The organism is Thalassoroseus sp., assembly GCF_984380535.1.
The window spans coordinates 62071-88110 of record NZ_CFHRBF010000005.1 but is presented as its reverse complement, the minus strand read 5'-3'; the positions used below and the strand labels follow the sequence as shown (position 1 = coordinate 88110).

The 26040-nt window shown below is 53.7% G+C and carries 8 protein-coding genes; 1 reads left to right on the top strand and 7 read right to left on the bottom strand.

The annotated features are described in order from the left end of the window. Positions 1 to 3: 3 nt before the first annotated feature. On the bottom strand, positions 4 to 14994 hold the full coding sequence (locus tag AC5DDB_RS08110; protein ID WP_491739202.1) for a Calx-beta domain-containing protein: 14991 nt from the start codon (positions 14992 to 14994) through the stop codon (positions 4 to 6). 482 nt (positions 14995 to 15476) lie between these two features. On the opposite strand from AC5DDB_RS08110, the gene AC5DDB_RS08105 reads away from it, so the two are divergent. Continuing rightward, entirely contained in the window at positions 15477 to 17930 is a 2454-nt protein-coding gene (locus AC5DDB_RS08105; RefSeq protein WP_491739201.1) for a helicase HerA domain-containing protein, read from the top strand. Positions 17931 to 18081: 151 nt separating this feature from the next. Here the strand turns inward: AC5DDB_RS08105 and AC5DDB_RS08100 are convergent, their stop codons facing one another. The 6 genes from AC5DDB_RS08100 to rpsF all read right to left on the bottom strand — a co-directional run bounded on the left by AC5DDB_RS08100 (position 18082) and on the right by rpsF (position 25973). Then, a complete protein-coding gene (locus AC5DDB_RS08100; protein ID WP_491739200.1) occupies positions 18082 to 20529 on the bottom strand; it encodes a DUF1549 domain-containing protein in 2448 nt (815 codons plus the stop codon). 10 nt (positions 20530 to 20539) lie between these two features. After that, the gene (locus AC5DDB_RS08095; RefSeq protein ID WP_491739199.1) at positions 20540 to 22537 is read right to left on the bottom strand and encodes a hypothetical protein; all 1998 of its coding nucleotides are present in this window, start codon (positions 22535 to 22537) and stop codon (positions 20540 to 20542) included. A 121-nt stretch (positions 22538 to 22658) separates the two neighbouring features. Then, positions 22659 to 24104 (bottom strand): replicative DNA helicase, encoded by a 1446-nt coding sequence (gene dnaB, locus AC5DDB_RS08090; RefSeq protein ID WP_491739198.1) that lies wholly within the window; start codon positions 24102 to 24104, stop codon positions 22659 to 22661. A gap of 276 nt (positions 24105 to 24380) precedes the next feature. Further along, on the bottom strand, positions 24381 to 24884 hold the full coding sequence (rplI, locus tag AC5DDB_RS08085) for a 50S ribosomal protein L9 (protein WP_491739197.1): 504 nt from the start codon (positions 24882 to 24884) through the stop codon (positions 24381 to 24383). 91 nt (positions 24885 to 24975) lie between these two features. Continuing rightward, positions 24976 to 25470: a single-stranded DNA-binding protein gene (ssb, locus tag AC5DDB_RS08080; RefSeq protein ID WP_491739196.1), complete on the bottom strand. Its 495-nt coding sequence runs from the start codon at positions 25468 to 25470 to the stop codon at positions 24976 to 24978. Between the two features lie 44 nt (positions 25471 to 25514). Beyond that, a complete protein-coding gene (rpsF, locus tag AC5DDB_RS08075) occupies positions 25515 to 25973 on the bottom strand; it encodes a 30S ribosomal protein S6 (RefSeq protein ID WP_491739195.1) in 459 nt (152 codons plus the stop codon). Between the last annotated feature and the right edge of the window lie 67 nt (positions 25974 to 26040).

The window sequence follows — 26040 nt, the reverse complement described above, 5'->3', positions numbered from 1 at the left end:
CCTTTAAGATGTTTGGCTCACTCGGTTTTGCCCGGTTTCAGGATTCCAGAAGAAAAGTTCGTCGAAGTCTGGTGAACTAAATAGTTCGTCGGTCAGTCGTACAACGCGACGATAATCGTTGTTGATTCCCCGCGAACCGAACAGGTTTTTGACAATCTTCGGCGTTGTCCCTGGGGTTGGGTCCGTCAACGACACACGATTCACACCCGTGACGGTGTTCCAAGCGAAGACATCATCGAGACCGTCGCCATTAAGGTCGGCCACCTCGATTTGATCAAACTCGCGACCGTTAAACACGCTCTGTGGAATCACGTCGGTTTGGAAAGTCGCTAGAGACGAGCTGATTCCCGGTCGTGTCCCCGAGAGCGAAACAATTCGATTCCGCCCGGTCTCGAGATCGATGAACAGCAACTCATCCATCCCACCCGCGATGAACTGCCCGACTCGCACCGCCTGAAACTCGCCGTTGATGATCGTGCGGTCGATTACATCGGTTTGCACGTTGCTAATGTTCGACGCGAAACCGGGGTTTGAAGCTGCCAAATGGTACAGCCGATTACGTCCACTCACGGGGTCCCAGAAGAAGAAGTCATCCGCGCCACCGCCATCAAAGTTGCCGATTGTCAGCGTGGAATAGTCGCCCCCATTGATCTGTCTGACTGAGACGAAATTGTGCTGCACCGCGGGAACGACATTACCCGTCTCACCATTGAGGTGAATTAAACGATTCCGGCCATCAAGCGGGTTCCAGAAGAAAAGATCGGTCCCGCCCCCTTCGTCCAAGTTTCCAGCATAGACGTGCGTGAAGTCTCGGCCATTGATGAGACTTGTAGGAATGGCGTTTGTCTGTACCGAACCATCCCCAAAGACAATCCGATTGTCACCAGTCACCGGGTTCCAGAAAAAGAGGTCGTCGGCATCAGCCTCAGTGAGTGCCGGCGTCCCATCGAAATTGCCACTCACGATCTCCGAGTAAGTGACGTTGATCGTCGTCTTAGCAACACTCTCCGTTTTCAGCTGACCGGTATTCGTATCGAGATCGTCATTCACGATCTTCCCGGTACCAACGGCATTCGCGAGCGTCACGTTCCGACCCGTTGCATTCAGATTGGAAAGCAATGCCGTCAGGGTTTCATGATCTTCCACATCGACATCACTAAGAATCCGAATCGATACCGTTCGCGTTTCTCCCGCGAGGCCGAGGAAATTAAGAGTTTGATTCTCAGGCGGAGTGTAGTCCTCGTTCGCTGTTGCAGTTCCTTCTTGCGTGGCGAAATCGACGGAAACACCAACATCGACTGCCGCGTCGAGCGTGACTGTAAATGTTAGCTCTCGCTCACCCTGATCCCCCTCTGGGATCGAGACGTTGCTCACCGACAAACTTGCAAAATCGTCGTTTTGAATGATTCCACTAGCAAACCGGTTATCGAAACGCACATCGCGGCGGTCCGAGAACAATTCTGTTAGCTCGAGATGGAATCGTTCAGTGAGTTCAACAACACGATCCGCCGCAAGTTCAATCACAAGATTCGCGTTCGTCGTATTGGCCGGAATCGACGCAAAACTAGGAACCGATGTTAAATCACTTTCATCCGCCGTGCCCGCGAGGACATCAAAATCGATCAGAATCTCTGTATCAACCGGCTGATCGAGTGATACTAGGAAACTGATGAATCCAGAATCTTCCGTCGCGGTTGCATTACTAATCGAGACAGTCGCCGCATCATCGTTGAGGATTGTTCCGAACGCACGACTATCGTCGAACTGAACCTTGCGTCCACTCGCATTGGCATTCGCAAGTTGAACTTGGAATCGCTCATCGAGTTCAACACTAAGATCTGCAATGATTGACACACCAATCGTTGTTGTCAGTTGGCCCGCTGGGATCGTCGCCGTGCCGCTCAATTCGGTAAAGTCGTTTGCGGTAGCAATGTCTGCAACCGTGTTGAAATCGATGAGTACATTCTCATCGACCATCCGATCGAGCGAGATCGTGAAGACCATCTCGCCCGCATCTTCGCCAAGTGAGACGTCGGCAATCGAAATGTTTGCGACGTCATCGTTGCGAATCGTCCCAAACGCTCGAGTATCTCTCACCTCAACGGTTCGCGAACTTGCACGCGGATTTGTCAGGCGAACCTCAAATCGCTCATCGCGTTCGACGATGCTATCAGACGTAATTGGGATTGCAATTGTCGTCGACAGAACACCCACCGGAATGGTGACCGTCCCCGATTTGGCCATGAAATCGTCGGATCGTGCACTATCACTTTGTGTGCTGAAGTCGACTTGAACATCAGTCTCAACTAGCCGATCCATCGTAATCGTGAATATCATCTCGCCGGCATCTTCGTCTTGCACGACATCTGCAATCGAAATTCCGGCAACGTCGTCATTCACAATCGTGCCGACTGCACGCTGGTCTCCGAAGGAAACCGCTCGGCCATTGGAACGCAAGTTTGACAGGTCGATAAAGAACTGTTCGTTTCTTTCAACAACCGAGTCGACAGTCACCGGGATTCTAACTGTCGTTGAAAGAAGACCTGCTGGCACGGTAGCCATGCCGGAAGTCAGCGTCACGTCATCGGCGGTGGTGCTATCGTGCATCGTGCTAAAATCGAATTGCACATCTGCATCTGCCGCATGGCTCAACACGACGGTAAAGACAAGTTCACCCGTGTCTTCATCCGACTGCCCATCGAGCACCGATAGCATCGAACTATCGTCATTCCGAATTGTTCCAAATGCTCGGCTGTCGCCAATCTGAACATTACGCTGATTGGATCGTAGGTTCGATAGAAGAACTTGGAATCTCTCGTCAAACTCGACCGTTGAGTCTATGACAATTGGGACCGTCACAGTTGTCGACAACGAGCCGGCTGCAACTGTGGCTATCCCGGAAGTCGCTACAAAGTCATTCTGACTAGCAGTGTCGACAAGTGTGTTGAAGTCAACATGCACGTCCGTATCAACGACGCGGTCCATCGCAATAGTGAATGTGATCTCTCCTGCATCTTCGTTCGCTGAAGCGTCTGTGATCACAACTTGCGCGGTATCATCGTTGACTAAGATTCCTTCAGCCTGCGTTCTACCGATTGAGACGCTGCGACCCGCCGCCTGGGCGTTGGAAAGGTTGACGAAGAACCGCTCATCAAGTTCAACAAGATTGTCGACAGCGACAGGTACTTTGAAGGTGCTTGTCAAAGTCCCTGCACTGATAGTTACCACCCCGGAACTTGGACTAAAGTCATTACTAGTCGCGGAATCCGGATGTGTACTGAAACTAACTTGGACATCCGTGTCTAAAGGTTGGTCCATTGAGATCGTAAAGACGATCTCGCCGGTATCTTCGTTCTGGATGGCGTCGCTAATGGAGATGACTGCGGCATCGTCATTTCGAATGGTGCCAGCCGCCTGACTATCGTCAAACTGAATCGTCCGGTCGGAACCGCGAGCGTTGCTGAGGTGTAACTCGAAGCGTTCGTCGAGTTCAACCGTATTGTCTGACAAGACTGGAATTATCACCATTGTCGATCGCGAACCGGCAGGAATCACGGCGGTTCCTGACTTTGCAACGAAATCACTGTGACCTGCGGTATTCGTCACAGTGTTGAAATCGACTAGGACATCCACGTCGACTAGGTGATCGAGCGAAATCGTAAACGTTATGTCGCCAGAGTCTTCATCTTGCGACACATCCGTAACACTCACGACGGCAATCTCATCGTTGCGAATGGTTCCGAACGCGCGAGAATCAACCAACTCAACGTTTCGATTATTAGCCTGAAGATTCGAAAGTTGAACTTCGAACCGTTCGTCAAGCTCAACGATACTATCAGATGCAACTAGCACATTAATTGTCGTGCTGAGTGAACCCGCTTCGATCGTCGCTGTCCCGGACGTCGCTATGAAATCGGAACTAGTCGCACTGTCGGTCACGGTCGTGTAAGTAACTTGCACATCCGAATCGACAGGTTGACTGAGTGATATTGTAAACGTCATCATTCCCGTGTCTTCATCCTGTGACACGTCTTGGATGGCGACTGTGGCAGAGTCATCGTTAAGAATCGTCGCGTTCGCGGTCGCCGTCTCGATGATGGTCTCGGCCGACGCATTCGATAGAGTGACAGTCAACATTTCGTCGGCTTCAACGGTGTTATCGCTCGCTACTAAAACCGTGATGGTTTTTGTCGATTCCCCGTGGTTGAACATAACCGTACCAGACGGCAACGTCCCGCCAACAAAATCAGTGCCAGTGACTTCGCTTCCGGAAACGGTATAGTCAACGGATGTTTCGCCGATGACACTATTCGTTCGCGAGACTGTGAACGTAAACTCGGTAGCGCCATTGTTGCCTTCCGACTGACTTGCACTATCAGCTACAACCGAAAGCGTCGGCTGAGCCTCGACGGCACCAAGATCGATCGTGCCACGAACCACCCGAGCTTGCCCCCGTTGATCGGTGAGAAGCGAAGTCGCAGCCATAGTGCTTCCCGCATCGATCACCGGACTGTTCGGTTGCGATCGATGAGTGCGTGTGGGTCCGCCATTATCCGCGAGTGCTAGTAAGTCTGCATCGATGACAATCGTATTGAGACCGTCAAACAGTTGGCTACCGAGTTCGATCAGGTTATGTGTTCCCGATTTGGAGACGATACCTCCGTTGATGATGGATTCTGCATAGTCCGAGCTGGCAGTCGAGTCTGCTAAGATGGTGTTGTTCATCGTTAGCTCGGACGTGGCACCGTCTGCGAGGACATAAACTGCACCACCACTGCTAGCCGTATTATTGGCAATTGTCGAGTTCAAGATGTCGATCTGACTGTTCTCGATTGCGATCCCGCCACCGCTGGTTTCACCTTGAGAACGTTGAAGCCCGTCAACCGCCGAGTTACCGGAGAGTGTGCTGTTGATGAGACTGGCCGATCCGTTGTTGACGTAGATCGCACCACCCATCGCCGAACTACCGACGGCACTATTGTTAGTGAGCAGAACCGCGTTCAACTTGAGTTCGCCCCCGTTCACGTAGATGGCACCCCCAGACTGAGATCGGTCTTGGTCACCCATGCTCTGCTCAACGTCGCGTGCCGAAAAACCCGTCAGAGTGAGATTTGCAAGAGAAAGGCGACCTTCGTTTTGAACGAGAAACGCTCGATACGTGTCTTCATCATTGGCACTCTCAATGAAGTCACTCTGCAACGTCACTCCATTCGGGCCTGTCGGTCCAATAATTGTAATGTCGGTATTGATCGTGAAGGCAGAGACACCATGCTCGTTAGTGACCGCAAACTCTTTCGAAAGTAAAATCGTTTGATCGAGATCGGTAAACAGATTCGAATCAAAGGTGATCGTGGTCGGATCGTTATTAGTTTCCGCGAGTTTGAGTGCTTCGTAAAGCGAGAGGTCGCTGTTCGAGTAGTCGTCGTTTGTGTCGCTATCGAGAACCGTGACGACCAGATTTGTTGGAATGAACTCAGATGCGCCAATATCGGTAGCTTGACCGATTAATCTGGGCTTGAGTGTTTGGTCTGTCTCGACGTCGACGATTGCTAGTCCGTTGTCAATAGCCGGGCTGTCGCTAAGCAAGGCCACAGTATGAGTCGGGCCGCCATTGTCGGCGAGAGTTCCCACGAGAAGTTGGTCTGCGGAAACATCAATCAGGTTGTTGCTACTCGATAGACTGATCGACCCACCGTTGACCGCCTCAAAGTTGGGACTAGTCCCGGTGTTATTGCTATTTCGTGACAGAATGACGTTCGTGAGCTCCACATTGGACTGACTCTGTGCGAGTGCTCCGCCGCTTCCCCCTGTTATGTTGTCGACGATCGTGGTCGCCATGACGGAGGTGCTCGACGCTTCCGACCAGACTGCACCTCCGCTCTCCGTCGCCGTGTTCCCGGCAAAGGTACTATTTGTGATCGCTAGTTGTGTGGAGCCTGCAGCACTGAATACGGCTCCGCCGTGGCTTGCCGAGTTTTGTGTGAAGGTCGAACCATTGAGAAGGAGTGAGCCGTTATTCTCGATCGCACCGCCATTCCCGATCACGTTTCCTCCACTCAACGTGAGATTGTTGAGCGTCAGACTAGCACCAGTGTTGATACTGAAGTGTCGTTTCTGAGTCGCCGGTGCGATTGCCAGGACAATACCCGCTCCGCTAGTCAGACCGTTGATAATAAGGTCGTCATCAATGACTAGCGAGTTGACATCGCTAGGACTTGCCCAGCCTTGGCTAAGACTTACTGATTGACCAACGAGTTCGTCGGCGAACGTGATTGTGTTTAGCCCGGGTGTACTGTTGGCGAGTGCAATTGCTTCGCGGAGGCTTGTTCCCGTCCCGAAAATTGGGTCCGCTGTTCCGTTATCTTCATCGACCAACGTGGTAACAACGAAGGACTCGGCTAAGTTGAAATCGATTGTCGTCGCATCGTTTTCACCGCTTTCCGTCGCATCGGAGTTGTTGTTTGCGTCAGTTATGATGCCGGCGTCGGAAATGTCCGAAACCATTGTGTCGCTCGGTGATTTGGCGGTTGCGGTGACTTGATGCGTATAGATGCCAGATGTGGACGGGAGAATCTGGTCGACGCGTACGATCAGTTCAAACACGTCGGATGAGCCAACTCCGAGACTGCCCGAGCGAATGAGTTCATTCTCTGTGCGGCCATTGAAGTCCGAGTTGAGAACTAGCACAGGTCGTGTGCTAGTCAGCTGTGGCAAACCAATCAACTCGTAGTTGCCACTTCCAAAGAGGCTGTCTAAGTTCTCGGTGAGACTGAACTGGTCTAGCGATGTGTTGCCGAGATTTTCGAGGGTATAGGTCAGAGTCACGAACTTGCCGTCGACACTAGCGTCGAGTGCAACCCCAAGTTGAGAGTTGACGACGGTGAATGTCGTAGCCGTGCTTTCGCCAACATCTGCGGGATTCGCGTTTCCATTGGGATCGGGATCGGTGCCATCTGTGGAATAGTCGCCTGTTGCGCCACCAGAAGGAGTGTCTGCGGTTACGTATGTTTGAACATGATAGGTGCCCACTCCGAAGCCACGATCGGCTAACGTGCCAATATCGAGAAGCATGCGGATCTGGATGGTATCGCCCGCTGCAAGACTACTGTTGGCATCAAACAATGCGGTGTCTGAACTGCCATCGAACAGCGAGTTAATTGTGACGGTACCGGGGTCATCAATAAAAGCCGGTTGCGTCAAGATCGTGTAGTTACTAGTTCCAAAGACGGCATCGAGGTCTTGTGGCAGAGCAAGATTCGTGAGGGTTTGATTGCCGAGATTCTCGAGATAATAATCAATCGTAACTTGTTGCCCATTGACTGTGGCTGTGGTGGCAACTCCGATGGATGGTTCTTCACCGATCACGAATGGCGTCGAGTCGTTCTCGCCAGTTTCGGTGGGATCGCCGTCGGCATCGGAATCGGAAAGGATCCCTGCGTCGGACTGGTCCGAAACACCCTCTCCGGTCGGTCCCGTTCCAACGACGTTAAAACTCGTCGTGTATACTCCAAATCCTTGGCCTTGATCGGTCACATTGTCAACATTGATGACGTAGCGAATACGAGCTTTCTCTCCGGCCGCAAGCGACGAATTTGACAGCAAAGCGGTCACGAATGTGCCATCAAAGCTCGCGTTGAGAGTTACCGTGTCCGGTCCACTGATTAGTGTTGGCTGGGTGACCGTACTATAGTTCGCAAAGCCAATCACACTAAACAGAACATGAGACGCACTGATTCCCGTGATGGTGTGGTCGCCGAGATTCTCGATCGTATAGTCGAGTGTGACTTCGGTGCCATTCACATAGGTATTCAAGGCAGCCCCGAGGGCCACGTTTCCAATCAGAAAGAAGTTTGGATCGTCTTCCCCGTCAACAGGCGGGTCCTGAAGTCCGGGGAATGTCGGGTCTTGATTGTTGTCGAAGTTGTCTGGATCGGAGTTTGCATCTGAGAGATCGATTGTTCGTAGATTCTTCGAATCGACACTCGTCACAATAGCTTGGTGTCGATAGACGCCCAGCCCGAGATTAGCGGGATCGGTAAGTTCAATCACATTGACCACAAAACGGATCTGCGCAGTATCTCCCGCAGCTAAAGTGCTGCCAGCACCCAGGATCTCAGTATCGCCACTGCCGTCGAAACCATTGTTCAGAACAAGAGTTCCCGGGTCGTCAATGAACTGGGGAGCAAGCGAGATTGTGTACTTGCCCTGACCGAATACAGCGTCTAGGTCATCGGTGAGACTTACACTTTGGCCAGTTGAGGTGCCAAAGTTCTCGAGGTACAAGTCAATCGTGATTTGTGAATCACTCACGGAGACTTCGCTTGCCACACCGATCGTTGCATCGGAGACAACCTGGAATGATGTGGCGGTGTCTTCACCAGCAGAACCTGGAGTCGAGTCATCATTGGGGTCGGGATTAGTGCCACTCTCCGAGAGGTCACTCACCGTTGCCCCGTAGGGCGTCGAAGCCAAGACTTCGACTTGGTGTTCGTACTGTCCGAGACCGCTTCCATTGTTCTGAAGTGTATGGACCGTAACCGTATATGAGATTTGCGCTGTATCAAGGGCCGATAAGGTGCTAGTTGGTTCTAGTAATTGATTGTTGGAACTTCCATCAAACTCTGGATTAAGTGACAAAGTTCCCGGGTCGTCTACGAGTGTTGGTCCACTTGTGATTGTATAGTTTCCGACACCGAAGACAGAATCTAGGTTGTCAATGAGCGATATTTCACTGAGGTCTTCGTTTCCGAACGATTCTAGGTAGTGACTCAATGTCACTTGATTACCTGTGACCTCTGCTGTCAACGCGACACCTAAGTGTGAGCCGATTGCGAATGTCGTTGGATCGTCTTCGCCCGTTTCTGTCGGGTCACCATTAAAGTTCGAATCCGCAACTCGTCCGGCGTCGGAAAGATCCGTTGTCACGGAGGAATCGGGCCCGACTGCGGAAATGCTTGCTTGATGCGAGTAAACGCCAATGCCCTGTCCCACGTCGGCGACAGTTGTCACTAGTAACTCGGTCGTAATCGTTGCAATGGCACCTGGGCTGAGAGTGCCGTTCGTGATCAACGCGGTTTGCGACGATCCATTGAAGTTTGTGTCAACAGACAGACTCCCGCCACCGACGATTGTCGTTTCGGGCAATAGACTCGATTGATAGGTACCAAAGTTTCCGGCTCCGAAGACGTTCGTAAGATCGTCTGATAGGGTAATGTTAGAAAGATCGACGTTGCCAAGGTTCTCGACTGTCCAAGTTAAGACGACTCGCGTGCCTGATTCGGTCGAGTTTGATCCACCTTTGTTGATGAATGCCGTTGTCTCGTCGGTAATGATGAATTGAGTCGCAAGCCCAATCACAGGGTTCTCGGCGACGGAGAACTCGGTGAGATCGTCTTCGCCGCTTTCTGACGGATCACCGTTACCATTCGGATCGGGATCGGTTCCATGATCGGAGAGATCCGTTACGGTCCCACCTACAGAATCCCGCGCGGACACTGTCACCTGCGAACGATAAGTCCCAGCACCGAATCCGAGATCATCGAGCTTGTCGACCACGACCACGAATCGAATATGAGCGGACTCCGCGACGGCTAGCGTGCTGCCAGGGTCGCTATTTCCCGTCCGCCCGTCAGTTCCTTCAATCGTGCCCGGGTCGAACAAACTCAGATTATCACTGCCATCAAACGTTGCATCGAGAAGTATCGAGCTTGGTCCCGCAACGATTACGGGCGATTGAGTCATCCTATAGTTGAATTCACCGAAAACGCTATCGAGATCGATCGGCAACTCGATATTCGTGAGAGCCTCCTCGCCGAGGTTTTCGACGAAAAGGTCGAAGGTCACTTGACTACCAGCCACATCGACAGAGTGGGCAACCCCGATATGAGGATTGTTCGCGGTTGGCGTCATCGCTGAGCTTGGTGCGAGATTGCTCATACGAATCAGAGCGCCGCCGTTGTTTTTGAGAACGACTAGGTCTCGGTCAGCGGTGCCCGTCGAGGTTTCTTCCACACGGAGTTGAGTGGAGCCATCGTTGCGTTGAATATGAAAACGACCAGAAGGCGTTGCATGTCCAACCCCGATGTAACCTTGGTCTCCGATAACCAAGCTATCAGCCTGCGACCCAGTAGCAACTTGGAAGGCATACTGGTTGTTATCGACATTCTGAATATAGAAGCCGTTCTCGTCGCCGCCAAAGTCCCAGAATGCGGAAGCAAAACCGGAAGTCGTGTCTTGACCGAGGCGGACAGTCGGCGTACTTGAGTCGATTAAATGGAGATCTTTTTCAGGCGATCGTGTTCCTAAGCCGATACGGTTTGTGGAGTCGATTACAAAGGCGTCTTGTCGCGCACCGGCGATAATACGGAACTTAGGACTCCCGTCTGAAGCCCCGACTGTCGATTGTTGATCGAACGAGAAATACGATTGACCGCCATTCTTCGAACTGTTCGCTGTAAGTTGCCAATCAGCCCCTGGTGACCCATCGGTACTCGTGTCATGAAAACCAATACGATTATTGTTTTCGGAGATTCGGATCGTGTCTGTTCCGAAGTACATGCCATTGGAACTATCAACGCCAACGCCGAGATTGCCAACGAATGTCTGATTGCCATTGAGGACTCGATCTTCTAAGAGGACAAGCTCGCCATCGTCGGGAATGGGATCACTCGTTGCGTTCGCATAGAGTGTCTGAATCAAGGCGATATCAAGATTCGAGAACGTGGTGTGCTCACCTCGGTAAGCACCGTCCATCACGTCTTGTCCTTGAACGTGGTCGGTATGGCCAAGTCCTAATGCGTGTCCGAGTTCGTGCAGAAACACAGTTGCAAGATCGTATGTTCCTTCGACATCTCCGTTGCCGACGACTTCGTCCCAGTTTTCGAGTTGATCTAACCACACGACGCCATTGGTGATCGTATAGGCATCGCCGGAACTAACAATGCCACCGCCGACGGCCAATGTACCGCCTTCGCCACCTTGAAATCCAAACGCTTCTAACTGACCAAGCCCTAAGTTGATGATTTGCGAACGATCGACTGTTGTGTTGCGGACAAACTGAATACTTCCACCGGCTGCATCCTCCCACGAATCCAAAGCGGCTATCGCGATTGATTGCTGTGCATCTGTAATGTTGTTTGAATAGCCGTCTTCATTGCGGAAGTCATAGTAAATCTCGGTGATGTCTGGCGTGGTGAGGTCCTGATCTTGCCATGCGAAATATGCATTGCTACCAGTTTCCGCAAGAAACAAGTTGTGAGAGTCCTCGTGTGCTTCCTCACCATCCTGCATACTGTGAATGACCAACGTAGAGGTTGTCTCGACTGTTGTTACCGTCGGATTCACGGCCTGGAAGCTCTGCACCGATTGCGTTGTGGTATCGGCTGATGAACTGCTAGTCGATTCGTCATCAATCGTGCTAGGAACCGGAACACGAGGCGTGTCCCAAGTGGCTAATGTGGTCCAGTTCTGGCCGAGTGTTTGTGTGATCGCTTCGAGTTGCTGACCTTGATGCGCCGCGACTTGCATGAGTCCCTGTAAACCAGAGAGGGCAACGGTGACCAAGTCGGAGGCAGCGAGATGTTGAGCGTCTTCTCCTAATCCGAATGCGGCATAGAAGTCTTCGGCCGTCGGTCCAAGATGCTGTACGTCGGGTCCGTCGTCCGTATAGTTCCAGCGATAGATTGGCAGATCGATCAACCGATCGAGAACACTCGCCGAGTTCAAATGTGAGAAGTTCTCTTTGAGGGTATAAGAAGATCCCTGACTGAGTGTTCCTGCAATTGTCAGGTTTCCATTCGTGTCCAACACGAAGTTCGCCGCACCGTCTGGGCCAATTGTAACTTGACCGTTGGCGTCGATTGTAAACTCACTACCGGTGGTACTAGCCAAGTCGATTGTGAACTCGTCAGATCCTGTGACGCCTGTCCGCCACGTCACATCCTCTACGCCGCTGGTGTCGGTTATTGCAATCGAAGACCCACCCGCATTCAGCAGCTCGATGAGTTCGCGTTGGGCCGTAGTTATAGATTGTTCGGTAATAAGAACTTGAGCGGTACCATCATCCCGAGTGACGTGAACAGTACTGCCTGCTTCATGAACACCCACCCCGATGCGACCATCTTGCGATATCGAAAGGCTATCTGTGGGGGCAGTCGCATGAACTCGAAACGGAACCGTTTCTCCTGTCGTCGAGTTCTGGATGAAGAAGTTGACTTCATTCGCTGCGATATCCCAGGAGGACGATGCGTATTCGCCCAGGTCGGACTGTTCCAAGCGTATTGTTGGAGTGTCTCCACTGTTAACGTGAATGTCCTGCTGCGGCGTCGAAGTACCGACCCCTAACCGGCCGATGGCATCAACGAGCAACGCGTACTCCGGCGCGTTTGCATCGATTCGGAATCGTGTTTCGCCTGATTCGACGTCGACGATCGAAAAGTGACTTTCTCCTCCTGCCGTTTCATCATTGATGACAATCCGCCAATCGTTTGAGGAATCCCCGGGCCGTATGCTGGTATCCTCGAAAAGAACGCGGATGACGTCATCTTGAATTCGAATGGAATCGAAACCGGGATTAACTCCGTTTACGCTCGTATCCCCGACAATCAGACTTTCTCGAAGAATCGAGTCATCAACCGTGGCGTTCGCGAGAACTAGCTGACCGTTTTGAATCGTGTTCGAGGGAGTCGTAGCGAACGCGTATTGTCGTTGCCAGTCCGATGCTAGATTTTGATCGTGACTCGTCGACGGCTGTTGAGTTGCCGAGCTTTCGAACGTCAACGGGCCTGTTTTGTCATTCGGCACCGAGACCGTCGTCGATGTGCTGCTCGTTTGTGATGATGGAGTGACGGCCTCATACTCGAGCCCGGTCACCCAAGTGAGGTAGGCAATTTGCTCGTTCTGAATTGCGATCTGTTCATAGAGCGATTGAATCGTTGCAACAGCGATTCCACCAAGGTCGGCCGTTGCAATGTGTTTGGGATCATCGCCGAGTTGAAACGTTGTATAGAAGTCTTCCGCAATCGGACTAACGTGCTGAGTCGTATCGGGGTCGGAGATATAATTCCAAAGTAAGATTGATAAGTCATCGACCTTCTGCAGAAGTTCATCTGTGTTAACAGGGACGAAATTCTCTTTGAGTGTGACGGACGATGGTGTCGAGATGGTCCCCGACAAACTTAAGTTGCCACTAGCATCGAGTACGAACGTTTCGGTCGCTGAAGTGAACGTGAGACTGTCGTCGTCACCAAGTTGAAACTCTGGGTTGGAGTTGCCGTCAAAGTCGATCGTGTAGGAACCGTCGGTGCCATGTCCCGATCGAACTTGCGTTCCGGTGCTAGTGTCCGAGAACGCGATCCGCCCAGCACCAGTGTTCTGGAGATCTAACAAGTCGCGATTCGAAACTGTGGTGCTCGTTTCTTCAACGATCAGATTCGCCGTTCCATCGGTTGACGAAATATGAAGTGCGGCGTCTGCGGTTTGAGTTCCGACGCCCACGTTGCCCGTGGAACCGATTGTCAGGCTATCTGCGGAAGCCGTAGAGAGAATGCGAAACGGCAGAATCTGGCCACTAGTCACATCGCGGACGAAGAAGCCCGTTTCATTCCCAGCCACATCCCAGACTTGCGGAGTTCCGTCTGTTTGTTCGAGTCGAATCGTCGGCGTATCAGCACTGACGAGTTGAAGGTTGGCCGCCGGCTGATCAGTTCCGAAGCCAACGTTGCCGGATTCATCGATCACAAGCGCATTTCCGGTATCGCCCGCTTCGATGCGAAACGGCACGCGACCGCCATCGACGTCTTCAATGGAGAAATGAGCGTCGCCATTGAGGAACTCATCATTGACCACGATTCGCCAGTCATTCGTGGGGAATCCACTGGATGCACTGGTATCTCGGAAGTGGATTCTCAAAACGTCATCGCTGAGTCGAAACGTGTCTGCTCCCACGGGTTGGTTGTCGGCTTTGGAACCAACCGCCAAATGCCCGATGATGACCTCATCGTCGTTCACAACACGATCTTGATGAAGTACGAGGCTGCTGGAACGATGGGACTGAGTCGATAGTGGTTGACCCGATGCCGTCGCTGCAAAGAGTGTAAACGTCGACTGAGTGTTTGTCTGCGAATGAGTAACCTGAGGCGGGTTCTGAAGCGGACCAACAAACTGAGCTGGGTTGTCCTCTCCGTATTGAGCGGAGGAACTCGTGAGTGTCCGAGGGATTGTGGAAACAGCAATAGGGTCGAACAAACTCGTGAGTGTCCCATCAACATCGGTAAACAGCGGAAGTGGAAGTTGGCCAGATGTTCCTAGTACATTGGCTAGACTCTGAATTTGTTCTTGATGAGACTCAACAACGTTTGATAGTCCTTGAATTCCAACGAGCGTGACACCGGCAAGATCGCTAGGCGCGAGTCGCGTTTCATCGGAACCTAGTCCGAAGAACGCTGCGAAATCTTCTGCAAGGGGGCTAACATGAATCGTGGAATCGGAATCGGCTGTGTAGTTCCATCCATAGAGTGGCAGACCGTTGATGAGTTCTAGTGTTCGCGTGGGGTCGATATCACGGAAATTTTCTTTATAGGTTTCCGAGGAGGCGGTGCTCAGCGTTCCGGATAGCGTGAGATTACCGGCAGCGTCTAATTCAAAGCGGTTCGTGTCACCCCCTCCGATGACGACCGTCCCATCAGAAGAGACGGAGAACTCAATGCCATCTGTACCTTCGTTATCAATAATATAGTCGCCGGATGATGCTAGCCCAGTGAGCCAACTCGATGTCAGTAGGATACGTTCTTCAAGTTGTTCGACATTGAAACACTCCGTGCGGAGGCGATTACGCCGGTTCGCCTTGCGTCGTCGGCTAAAGATGCCAAAGAGACTATTGAAGACGTTAAACGGTTTACTGAAGAGTGCCATGCGGGTGAGTTGTCTTGCGGATTCGAGGTATATAGGTTCTGCGACGACTTTAAGTGTGAGACTCTGTGAGTCGTGTGAGCGCATATCGCATCTGTGAACTAGACTCCGGGCCGTACAAGACACGTTTCGACCTCCGGGTTGTTAAAATGGAGAGGTTCTAGAGACTTTTCGTGTGCGGTGGCGTAAGTTCAAGCGTTGTGGTTTCCTAATGCAGTCAACGGTTGAAATGCTTACAACCTGTGGAATCGTTACACATGCTGTTAGGGAATATCTACGAGTTTCGGCAGAGATATTGAGTTGCATATGGCGGGATATTGCCGTCAGTCTGCTGCACGGGGCGATCGAGGTCAGCATGATATCGGGTCGATGTGTAGCATCCGTCAAACGACGGATGGGATCCGGTACGTCCATCGAAGAGCGGCCCGTTGGAACAGTGGCACACGAAACAGGCGGTTATGGATCTGCCAACAATCGAGCCCACAGTTTTACGGCTGCGAACGGTCGACCTGGGTCGCGTGTTTGCGTACAGTGATCGCGAACCTTAACGAAGCCGGGAGAGCGGAAACGTGCAGGATTATGAAAAACTCGGGGCGTTCTACATGGGACGTCTGTACGAGCAGGAATCGCGACAGACGCGTGATGAACTCCTGCTCTACGATTCGAAAGACCTGACAACGCACGGCGTGATTGTCGGCATGACCGGGAGCGGCAAAACGGGCTTGGGTGTGGCGTTGCTTGAAGAAGCTGCGATCGACGGAATTCCGGCGATCGCCATCGATCCCAAAGGCGACTTGGGCAATTTGCTGCTGACGTTTCCAGAGTTATCCGCTGAGGAGTTTCGTCCGTGGATCGACGAAGGCGAAGCGACGCGGAAAGGGATGAATCCCGATCAGTACGCAGCGAAAGTTGCGAAGACGTGGAAAGACGGATTGGCCAGTTGGCATCAACCGCCCGAACGCATCAGTCTGTACCAAGAGTCCGCTGAACGCGTTATCTACACACCGGGAAGCGACTCCGGTCGACCGTTGACGGTGTTGCAATCGTTGGAACCACCGCCGCCGGAGGTTCGGGAAGACGGTGAAACCTTCCGCGAACAAATTTCTGCAACGACGTCTGGACTGCTCGCACTCTTGGGGGTGAAGGCCGATCCGATTCAAAGTCGCGAACACATTCTTATCGCGAATTTGATCGACCATAATTGGCGAGCGGGAAAGAGTCTCGACATCCCGGACTTGATTCGTGGCATTCAGTCCCCGCCATTCGAAACCGTCGGTGTGTTCGACTTGGAGACCTTCTTCCCCACCAACGATCGCACCGCATTGGCAATGCGATTGAACAACTTGCTCGCATCGCCTTCGTTTGCTGGTTGGATGCAAGGGGAACCGCTCGACATCAAGAGCCTGCTCTACACTGCGGACGGGCGGCCGAAGCTGTCGATCATTTCGATTGCTCACTTGGGCGATTCGGAGCGAATGTTCTTCGTGACGATTCTCCTCAATCAACTGTTGGCGTGGGTTCGCACGCAGCCGGGAACATCGAGTTTGCGGGCGATGTTCTATATGGACGAGATTTTCGGGTACTTCCCGCCGGTGGCCAAACCGCCGAGCAAAGGCCCGATGCTGACGCTGTTGAAGCAAGCGCGGGCGTATGGTTTGGGCATTGTACTCTCCACGCAAAACCCGGCGGACCTGGATTATAAAGGCCTATCGAACACCGGCACCTGGTTCCTTGGGCGACTGCAAACCGATCGCGACAAACAACGCGTGCTCGATGGATTGGAAGGTGCCAGTACGCAAGCGGGGCATGCGTTCGATCGCAAGGAGATGGATTCGCTGCTTTCGGGGCTGAATCAACGTGTCTTCTTGATGAACAACGTGCACGACGACGCGCCGGTCTTGTTTCAAACACGCTGGGTGTTGTCGTATTTGCGTGGACCGCTCACGCGGGATCAGATCCGCAAGCTAACTCCGAAAGATCAAACGGAACCAACTCCGTCGCAGCCCAAGGAGATTCACCCCCGGCAGACATCTACCGAACCGACCTCTGCAGATGATTCCACCGGACGCCCGCTGATTCCGCCGACTGTTGACGAGATCACTCTGGAAGCCGAGAAGAACCCGGCTATTCGCGAAACGCGGTTGTATCGCCCGGCCGTTTTGGGTCGGTTGAAGCTGCATTTTGTCTACAAGACCTACGACGTCGACGAATGGCGTGAGGACGTGTGGATTGCGTTGGCGGATGAGGACATGACAAACCCGCCGTGGACTTCCGCTGAGAGTTATCAACCGGAAGCGATTGAAGCCCGTCGCGAACCGGAACCGGATGCTCAGTTCGAGACGATTCCGCCGGAATTACTGAAAGCCGACAACTACAAAACGTGGACGAAAGACCTCAAGGACTTTGCCTACGATTCCGTTCGTGAGGTAGTCTGGAAGTGCACGGAATTGAAGACCTACTCGGAGGCTGGCGAATCCGAACGTGATTTCCGCATTCGTCTAACACAGGCCGCTCGGGAGAAACGGGATTTGGAAGTCGAGAAACTTCGGCAAAAGTATGCGTCGAAACTCTCGACCATCGAGAAACGCATCGACACCGCGCAGCGAGCCGTCAAACGGGAAACCGAACAATACGAACGCGCTCGCAGTAGCAGCGTGCTTTCGATCGGTTCCACGATAATCGGGGCATTGTTCGGTCGCAAACTCAAAAGCCGAACGAATGTCACGAAGACGACGAGTAGCATTCGCTCTGTCGGTCGTGCGGCTGACCAGCGGAGTGACATTGCCGAAGCGGAGGCGAAAGTTGAGGAACTGCAAACCGAACTCAAGGCGTTGCAAGCCGAGTCGGATGCAGCGATTCACAAACTCCAGCACGATTACGACATTCATCGGCTCGAACTGGAACGGAAGGAAGTCAAACCCCGCAAGTCAGAAATCGAAATCGAACAAGTCGCGTTCGCTTGGGTTCCGTGGGCCATTGATGACGCCGGCCACGCGCGACCATTGTTGGCACCGAAATCGTGATCAGGTAGAGAGTAGAGAGTAGAGGGTTGGGAGTAGAGAGTTGGGAGTTGGGAGTAGAGAGTTGGGAGTTGGGAGTTGGGAGTTGGGAGTTGGGAGTAATGTCGGCATTGCCTACCCTCTACCCACTACACTCCACCCTCTACTTCTACGCTCAGTGCTGGAACAGGAACTCTTTGGTGTTCAAAATAGCCCAGCCGACGTCTTCGAGGGCGAGGCGGCGGTCGTCACTGGCAGCGATGTGCAATTTGGCGGCTTCGATTTCCGCGGCGACCGGTTCCCGGGAGACGGCTGCCAGGTAGAGCGTACGAATGATTTCCTCGTCGGATTTCTGCTCGTCGATCATCTGCTTGATACGGCTGGAATCGCTACGAAGTTTGCCATGCACGAGCGGCCCATTGATCATCTGCAACGCCTGCGACAAGTTCGAATCTGTTGAGCGTTCACACTGGCACGCCATTTCTCGTTGCGGTTGCCCGAAGATTTTAAGGAACTCGTGATTCTCCGGCGGAGCCGCCAACGCAACCGCACGTGTGCCGGCGGGTTGGCCGCTGAATGATTCCGGCATCGCCGTCACTTGGCAAATGGCATCGAGCAATTGCTCGGCGGCAAGCAGCCGCGTGTTCGCGTGCGAGTGGTAAATCTCATCGTTTGCGTTGAACTCATTTTTGCGTGCGGAGAGTTGATACACCCGGCTATTCATGATCGTGCGGATCGCCCACTTTCGGCTATAACCATGCTCGATGAATTGCTCGGTCAATGTCGAAAGCAATTCGGCATTCGACGGCGGGTTGGAATCGCGGAAGTCGTCGACGGGTTCGACAATGCCCCGCCCCATGAGATGTCCCCAAATGCGATTGATCGACGCTTTGGCGAAGAACGGGTTTTCTTTGTTGGTGAGCCAATCCGCGAAGACTTCACGGCGGTCTTGATCCGCGGGAACATCGACATCACCTTGGAGCAGTAGATGAACTTTCATCGTCTCACCGGTGCGAGGTTGTTTGACTTCCCCGGTCGACTGCACATAGATGATTTCCTCGTCCGGCCGGGCACCGTTCTTCCGCCCGACACGGGTGAACGCCGCCGCGATGCCGTAGTAATTGTCCTGCGACCAGCGTTCGAACGGGTGATTGTGGCACTTCGCACACTGGATCCGCACACCCAAAAAGAGTTGAGCGGTGGTCTCGGTGGCGTCCAACGCATCGCGACTGGCCCGCCAAAAGTTCGCCGGCGGATTTTCGAACACGCTCCCACGAGCGGTCAGCAGTTCCTGGGCGAACTCGTCCAACGGGCGGTCATCGCGAATGTTCTCAAAGATCCAACGATGAAATTTATGCACGCCGACGGTTTGCAACTTCTTCGGGTTGGCCCGCAGGATATCCGCCCACTTGAGCGTCCAGAACTCGGCGAAGTCGTCGGTTGCCAAAAGTTGATCGACTAACCGTTGCCGTTTATCTTCCGATGGGTCGGCCAGAAACGCACGCGTTTCGGAGATGCGAGGCAACCGCCCGGTCAGGTCGAGATACGCCCGCCGGAGAAATTCCGCATCGCTGCATAACTCCGAGGGCAGGATTTTGAGATGTTCGAGCTTTGCGAAGATTAACTCGTCGACGAAATTGTTCGCCGGCGGATTCGTCCACGCAAACCCGGGGATGTCTTCAAGAAATGTCATCGAACTCGTCGCCATTCGACCGAGATAGCGGGCGAGGATTGCAGTTTCACCCCGACCGACTTTCTCGACCACGCCGTTCTCGGAGACCGTCGCGACGGCTTCGTTCGAGGAACTGAAACTGGTCAACGCGGTGAGATCACGCACGCGACCATCCGAGAAATAGCCGTTCACTCGCAGTTGCTGGCGGTCTCCCGCTGCTTGGAATGTGCGAGACGTCGGCAGCACTTCAATCTTGAGCAAATCCGGTTCGTTGGGTTCCTCGGTTTGCAGGCCTTCGGCGATCCAATCGCGGAGCACGGTATGAACCGCATCGCCACAGTGAAGTCGTTGTCCGCCGCCGTGTGCGACTTCCATCAACGGTTTGCGGAGCAACAAACTGGCCTCGGGTTCCATGCGGTTGACGCGTCGCCCGAACACTTCTTGCCGAAGCGTGATGCGGTCGAGTTCCGGATCAAACGCCCGCAACGACAACCGAAACCCACCCTTGCCCGATGGCGACCCGTGACAGGCTCCCATATTACAACCGGCTTTCGTGAGCGCAGACAGCGTTTCATTCTTGAAGCTGACCGGGTCGGGCTGATCGAATGCCCTGACAACCACGCGGGCCGTCGCCGTTGATTCACCAACTCGCGCCGTCAACGTGGCTTCGCCGTTGCTTTGAGGGACAGCGACTCCGTCGATAACTTTGACGATGTGCTCATCTGAGGATGTCCACGTCGCTTGTTCGGTTTGGTCCTGAATGTGACTTGCGTGCGGAAACGCGGTGACGATGAGTTGTTGCCGACTGCGTGGGCCATGCAACTCGAACTCGACGGGGTCAACGGAAATCGTCGGTTCCGCCGCCTGCAGCGGACCGATTCCAATCAAGCCGACGAGAAACGCCCAGCACAAACATCCGCAAACAGATTGTCGATGTCGCGTTGTGATCATGGTGAAAATCTCATTTGGCCATTTCAGGCTGAGCAGGTCGGATTTTTAGAAGAATCGATGCCGCCGGAACAACGATGGTTTGCTTGCCACGCTTTATCGTTCCAAGCACGACGACAGTGTAATCTCCGGGCGTGGCCTTCTCGTTGGCTGAGAACGTCACCAAACCGGTCGTCTCGTCCTTCGAAATCGGTTCGAATTTCGCGGTCACGTTCGCAGGCAGAAACGGCACGGCTTTCTTGTTGATCGTGATCGTTTGCAGACTCAATTCGATCGGCTCATTGGTGTCCGTGGAACGAACCGCCGTCACTTCGATTTTCGCCTCAGATTTTTGATGGACCTCGATCGCGTCCGTCTTCATCGTCAATTGAAACGGGGTGGAATCTGTGGTGGCGATTGCCAGGGGCGTCGGCAGAAATCGTGGAACCGTCGTCCATTGAGAATACCGCTTCTGAATGGCCGGATGTACGGAGACTCCATACAACCCTGCTTTCGCATCGTCGAGCGAACCAATGAGTTGAATCGCAGGCACGAACGATGGACTCGCGGAATCGTCTGTGTGTGTGACCGTTAGCACGCCTTCCATTTGTCCGGGGCCCAAGACCGTTGGTGGGATCGACCAACCGGCAGGTAAATTGCCTACCGTGATCTTCACCGGTTTTTTGCTCCCGGTTCGGTGGACCTTCAATACGGCGGTTCCGCCAGACGGGACGTTCAAATGGTCGGCGTCTGTGAAGATGTTCAAGTCGGGAACGCTGAGTCCGACAACGATCCGATATACAAACCCCGGCCCGCCGCGTTGGTTCAGATCGTTGGCGAGCAACTCGTACTCACCATCGTCGGCAAACGTGTATTCGAGAATGGCGTCGCTTGTAACCACGTCATCAACTTCGGCCAGTTTCTTTCCTTGACGATCGCGAAGCGAGAGTACCAAATCGACCGGCGAACCGGCTTCGCGAGTGACGGCACGGAACTGAAACTTCTGGCCCTTGGTAGCCGAGAATCGAAACCGGTCGACATCCCCTGGTGTTTCGAAGCGGCCGTTGAGGTGGTCTCCCAAAGTCATGGGGTTGGCTTGTTCGGGCGTGTCGTTCGGTTCGGACTCGTACGTTTCGTTGGCATAACTGACTTCCAACGTGACGAAAGCACTCGGACCATTTTCATGCCGCACCGCCATTGTCAACCAGTCTTGATTCACGGGCGGTGTGACGGCTTGCGAAATGAGTTCGCTCCCAGTCCGCGATTCCAATTCCACGTTGGTAGTTTTTTCGATCGGAACCGCCAACGGGTATGGCACCGTTACGTCTGGAAAATCGCCGATCCGCAGATGATACCAGTACCCGCTGCCGCCTTGGTAACGAATGTCGCGAAGCTCGAGCAGATACTCGCCGGGCTGAGAAAAGATGTGAGAAAGTCGGGCATCGCCGCCGAGTCCCGGTTCGTCATCGCTGAAGACGAGTTCCCGACCGGATGGCTCCAAAATGCGGATTGCGGGGTCTAATGCCGATCCGATTCGTTGGGCCAAGACGTCGACCGCGACTCGTTGACCGGCTTCGACTGAGAACCGAAAGTATTGACGCTGGGCTTTGCCGACGGAACCCGTGAGCGCGGTCGGTAGCGGAACTGTCTGCGCGGTCTCGGGGGTGGTGTTCTTCGCGTGTCTTGGAACGCTCGGCAAGTCATCGACTACGACCAACTGTAACGGCGATGTGCCATCGTCGTTAATGAGTCGCAATGTTTCCAAGCCGAGTGGTGTCGTTGGTGGGCCAGTCATCTCGAAGCGAATCGATTTGCCGTCGGTGTCGGCGGACCGTTTGGTTTCGCAGGGGAAGCTCGTCCAAAGACGCGTCTCGTTCGTGAAGTTGCTACCGCTGAAAACCCGCTCGATGGTGGTTCCCGGTTGGACACTGATCGGCGTTGGGCTGGAGATCACGGGAGGTGCGGCGTTTGCCAACGTGGTGAGCCCGAGGAAGACGCACACACATCGGCCGACAGAAATCATGGCGGGCATGGCGGAAGCGGATTTCGTAGAGACTCGCAAACCGAATCAACATGACACACATGCCGATTTGTTGATGTTTGATTCTATCGCAATCCGAGTTGTGAGGTCAAAGCACCGAACACAGGGAATCTCAGAAACCGGATGGTTCGCTGTCGACCCAACCGCCGGGTGGCTCGTCAAAGTCACTTCGCGACTCGAACCGCATCGATTCCTTGATCCACGTCAGCGGAACGTTGCCGGTTGGACCGTTCCGGTTTTTCGCGACGATGAGGTCTGCCTCACCAGGACGTTCGCCGGGGTCGTAGGCGTCTTCGCGGTGCAGGAACATCACGAGGTCGGCGTCTTGTTCGATCGCCCCAGATTCCCGCAAGTCGGCCAGTTTCGGGCGTTTGTCGGTTCGCAAGTCGACGCCGCGGTTGAGCTGTGCGAGTGCAATCACCGGCACATTCATTTCCTTGGCCAGGAATTTTAACCGTCGGGCGATCTGCGCGACTTGTTGTTCGCGGGGCATCTTGGGATCGTCGGGTTCGATCAACTGCAAATAGTCGATCACGACCATTCCCAAGCCGAAGCGGTTTTTGATTCGCCGACAGATCGCACTAATTTGGGCCATGTTCCGCCCGGGGATATCGTCGATGAAGATCGGCAGTTCACTGAGTCGCGTTGCGATCTGCAGGAGCTGCTCGGTTTCTTCCGCATCGAGTTCGCCCTTTTTGACCTTCAACCCGTCGAACTTTCCGAAGATGCACAACAGACGTTCGGCGAGTTCGACGCGTGACTGTTCCAAACTGAACACGATGACGCCGCCACCGGGACCTTTACCCGATGGGCTGAGTTGTTGTTGGTACGCCTCGTAAGCGTTCAGTGCGACCGATTTCGCGATGTTACACACGAACGCCGTTTTTCCCATACTCGGACGGGCGGCAACGATCACCAATGCGGCTGGTTGCAGACCGCTGGTGAGGTCGTCGAGCTTCTCGAAACCGGAGCTGATTCCGCTGACGGTGCCGTCGTCAGCGATACGAGCGTGAATGCCGGACATCGCGTCTTCGAGAATATCCCGAAGGGCAAACTTTTCGTCTTCGCCTTCGCGATCGAGAATTTGAAAGATTCGCGATTCGGCATTACCAAGGAGGGCTTCGGTTTCGGAATCGTCTTCGTCGATTTCTTTGAGGATCGCGGTGCTCGCCTCGCGGAGCATCCGGCGAACAAACTTGTCGCGAACGATCTCGGCGTAGTACCGGGCATGGGCGGCGTGCGGGACGGTTTCCAACACACGTGCCAGATACGCGGGTCCGCCGATGCGATCGAGTTCGCCGCGTTTCTCCAATTCCTCGGCGACGGTGACGGCATCGATCCCGCCGATGGTCGTTTCGGAGAGCCGGAAAATCGCTTCAGCAATCCGGACGTGCGCATCGAGATAGAAATGCCGAGCCTGGACGAGTTCGGCGACTTCGTCGATGGCCTCGTAGGAGAGCAGCATACTCCCCAGCAATGCGCGTTCGGCATCGAGGTTTTGCGGCGGCAGGCGATCGAAGTCAGCCGGTGACGAATCCCGTTTGGAGCGGTCAGCCATGCGAAAACGCCTCCTGTGTGACGCAGGCAACGAGACCGTATGACGGTCTTCTGTCTCCGTGAAGAAGTCTGCGTTCTTCGACTTCCACGCGACAGAACCCACTACGATCAAACGTCAACTGCTTAAGACACTGTCGAGTTCCAGTGTAGCAGTTGAACTGGGGTTTTCGTTGCCAGAACTGGGCAAGCAACTCAATACACCCACTCTTATTGCAGGATGACAAACAAAGGCCGACCAAATAGGTTTGGTCGGCCTGGAATGCATTCCACAAGATTGTTAGCCAGCGGCCGGAACCACCCAGACTTTGACTTCGGTTTTGACTTGGGAGTGTAGCTCGATTTTCACCGTGTACATCCCGAGTTCTTTCAGCGGGCCTTCGAGTTTGATTTGCTCAGCGGTGACATCGTAACCGGCCGAGGACAATGCTTTGGCAATGTCGACAGCAACGATCGAACCGTACAAGTGACCATCGTCGTTGGCGTTCGCTTCGAGAGTCACGCTGTACTTGCTGATTGCGTCGGCGCGTTCTTTGAAGAGCTGGATCTGCTTCTTCTCGACTTCTTTGAGTCGTTGCTTGTGCAGTTCGACGTTTTGTTTGTTCTCTTCGGTCGCCACGGTCGCCAAACCGTAAGGCAGCAGGTAGTTCCGTGCGTAACCGGGTTTGACACGCACGATCTCACCACGTTCGCCGAGATTATCGACATTCTCTGCAAGCAGAACTTCGACAGCCGACCGCTTCGAACCGCCGACGGTTTTCGTGTTGGTGTTTCGCAAAGGCATGGGACTCGAATCCTTATTTGATCCGCCGGTCTAATCGTCGGCTGAGATTGTCTTGTGAGTGAGGCCGGTGTATCTGGCGTGAAAACTGAAATTAAAACGGGACTTCGTCATCCGGGATGTCACCGGGACCGTCGTTGTAGTCATGTTGTGGAGCGGATCGCGGTTGATTTCGCGGACCACTGGATTGTTGGCTATCGTCGTAGTCTCCACCGCCGCCGCCGGAATAACCGCCTCCGCCGCCGCCACCGTCACGACCGCCAACCATGGTCATGTTCTCGCCGACCACTTTAAGCTTGCTACGATTCTGGCCAGAGTCTTTGTCTTGCCAAGTGTCAAGTTGCAAGCGACCCTCGATCAACACGCTTCGGCCTTTGGCAAGATACTCTCCCGCGACTTCGGCCTGGCGTCCCCAGAGGGTCACGTCGACGAAGGTGACTTCCTCTTTCCGTTGTTGAGATTGTTTGTCGTACCAACTGCGATTGACCGCCAGACCAAGTTCCGTCACGGCGGTTCCGCTCGAAAGGTAACGAACCTGCGGATCGCGAGTGAGGTTTCCCATCAGGATGACCTTGTTGAAACTCGCCATTCTCGTCGTCCTTTCTTCAATCTTGGTAACCGATCAACGGAAGGTTAATCGTCGTCGTCATCATCGTAATCGTTATCATCATCGTCGTCGTCGTTACTACGACTGGTGTTGTCGTCGTCATCGTCCGCCAGGGACTCTGGCATCGCGCCGGGAGCCACCGAGTTGACCATGGCTTCGAAAAGAATTTCGCTGTGCTTGATCACCAGTTGGCGAAGGATCAATTCGCTCAATTTGCAAGCCCGCGTGAGGGCTTTCATGCCTTCGCCCGGCATGCGGAACAGGACGAGGTAATGCAAACCTTTGCGTTGGCCTTCGATTTCGTACGCCAATCGCCCTTCTTGCCAGCCCCGATGCGCGACGACTTCGCCGCCGGCTTTCTCGATCATTTCGAGAAGGGATTTCACAGTGCCTTCAGGGTCGGCAGCGTACTTGGAGCTATCAATGAGGAACATGCCCTCATAATTGACCGACGGTGCGGTCGCCGTCGTGGTTGTTTCTGCCACTTTGATTTTCCTTCAGTGTGAACCCGTAAAAATCGTGTGATTGGAAATGAGACGAAGCGACCAGGAT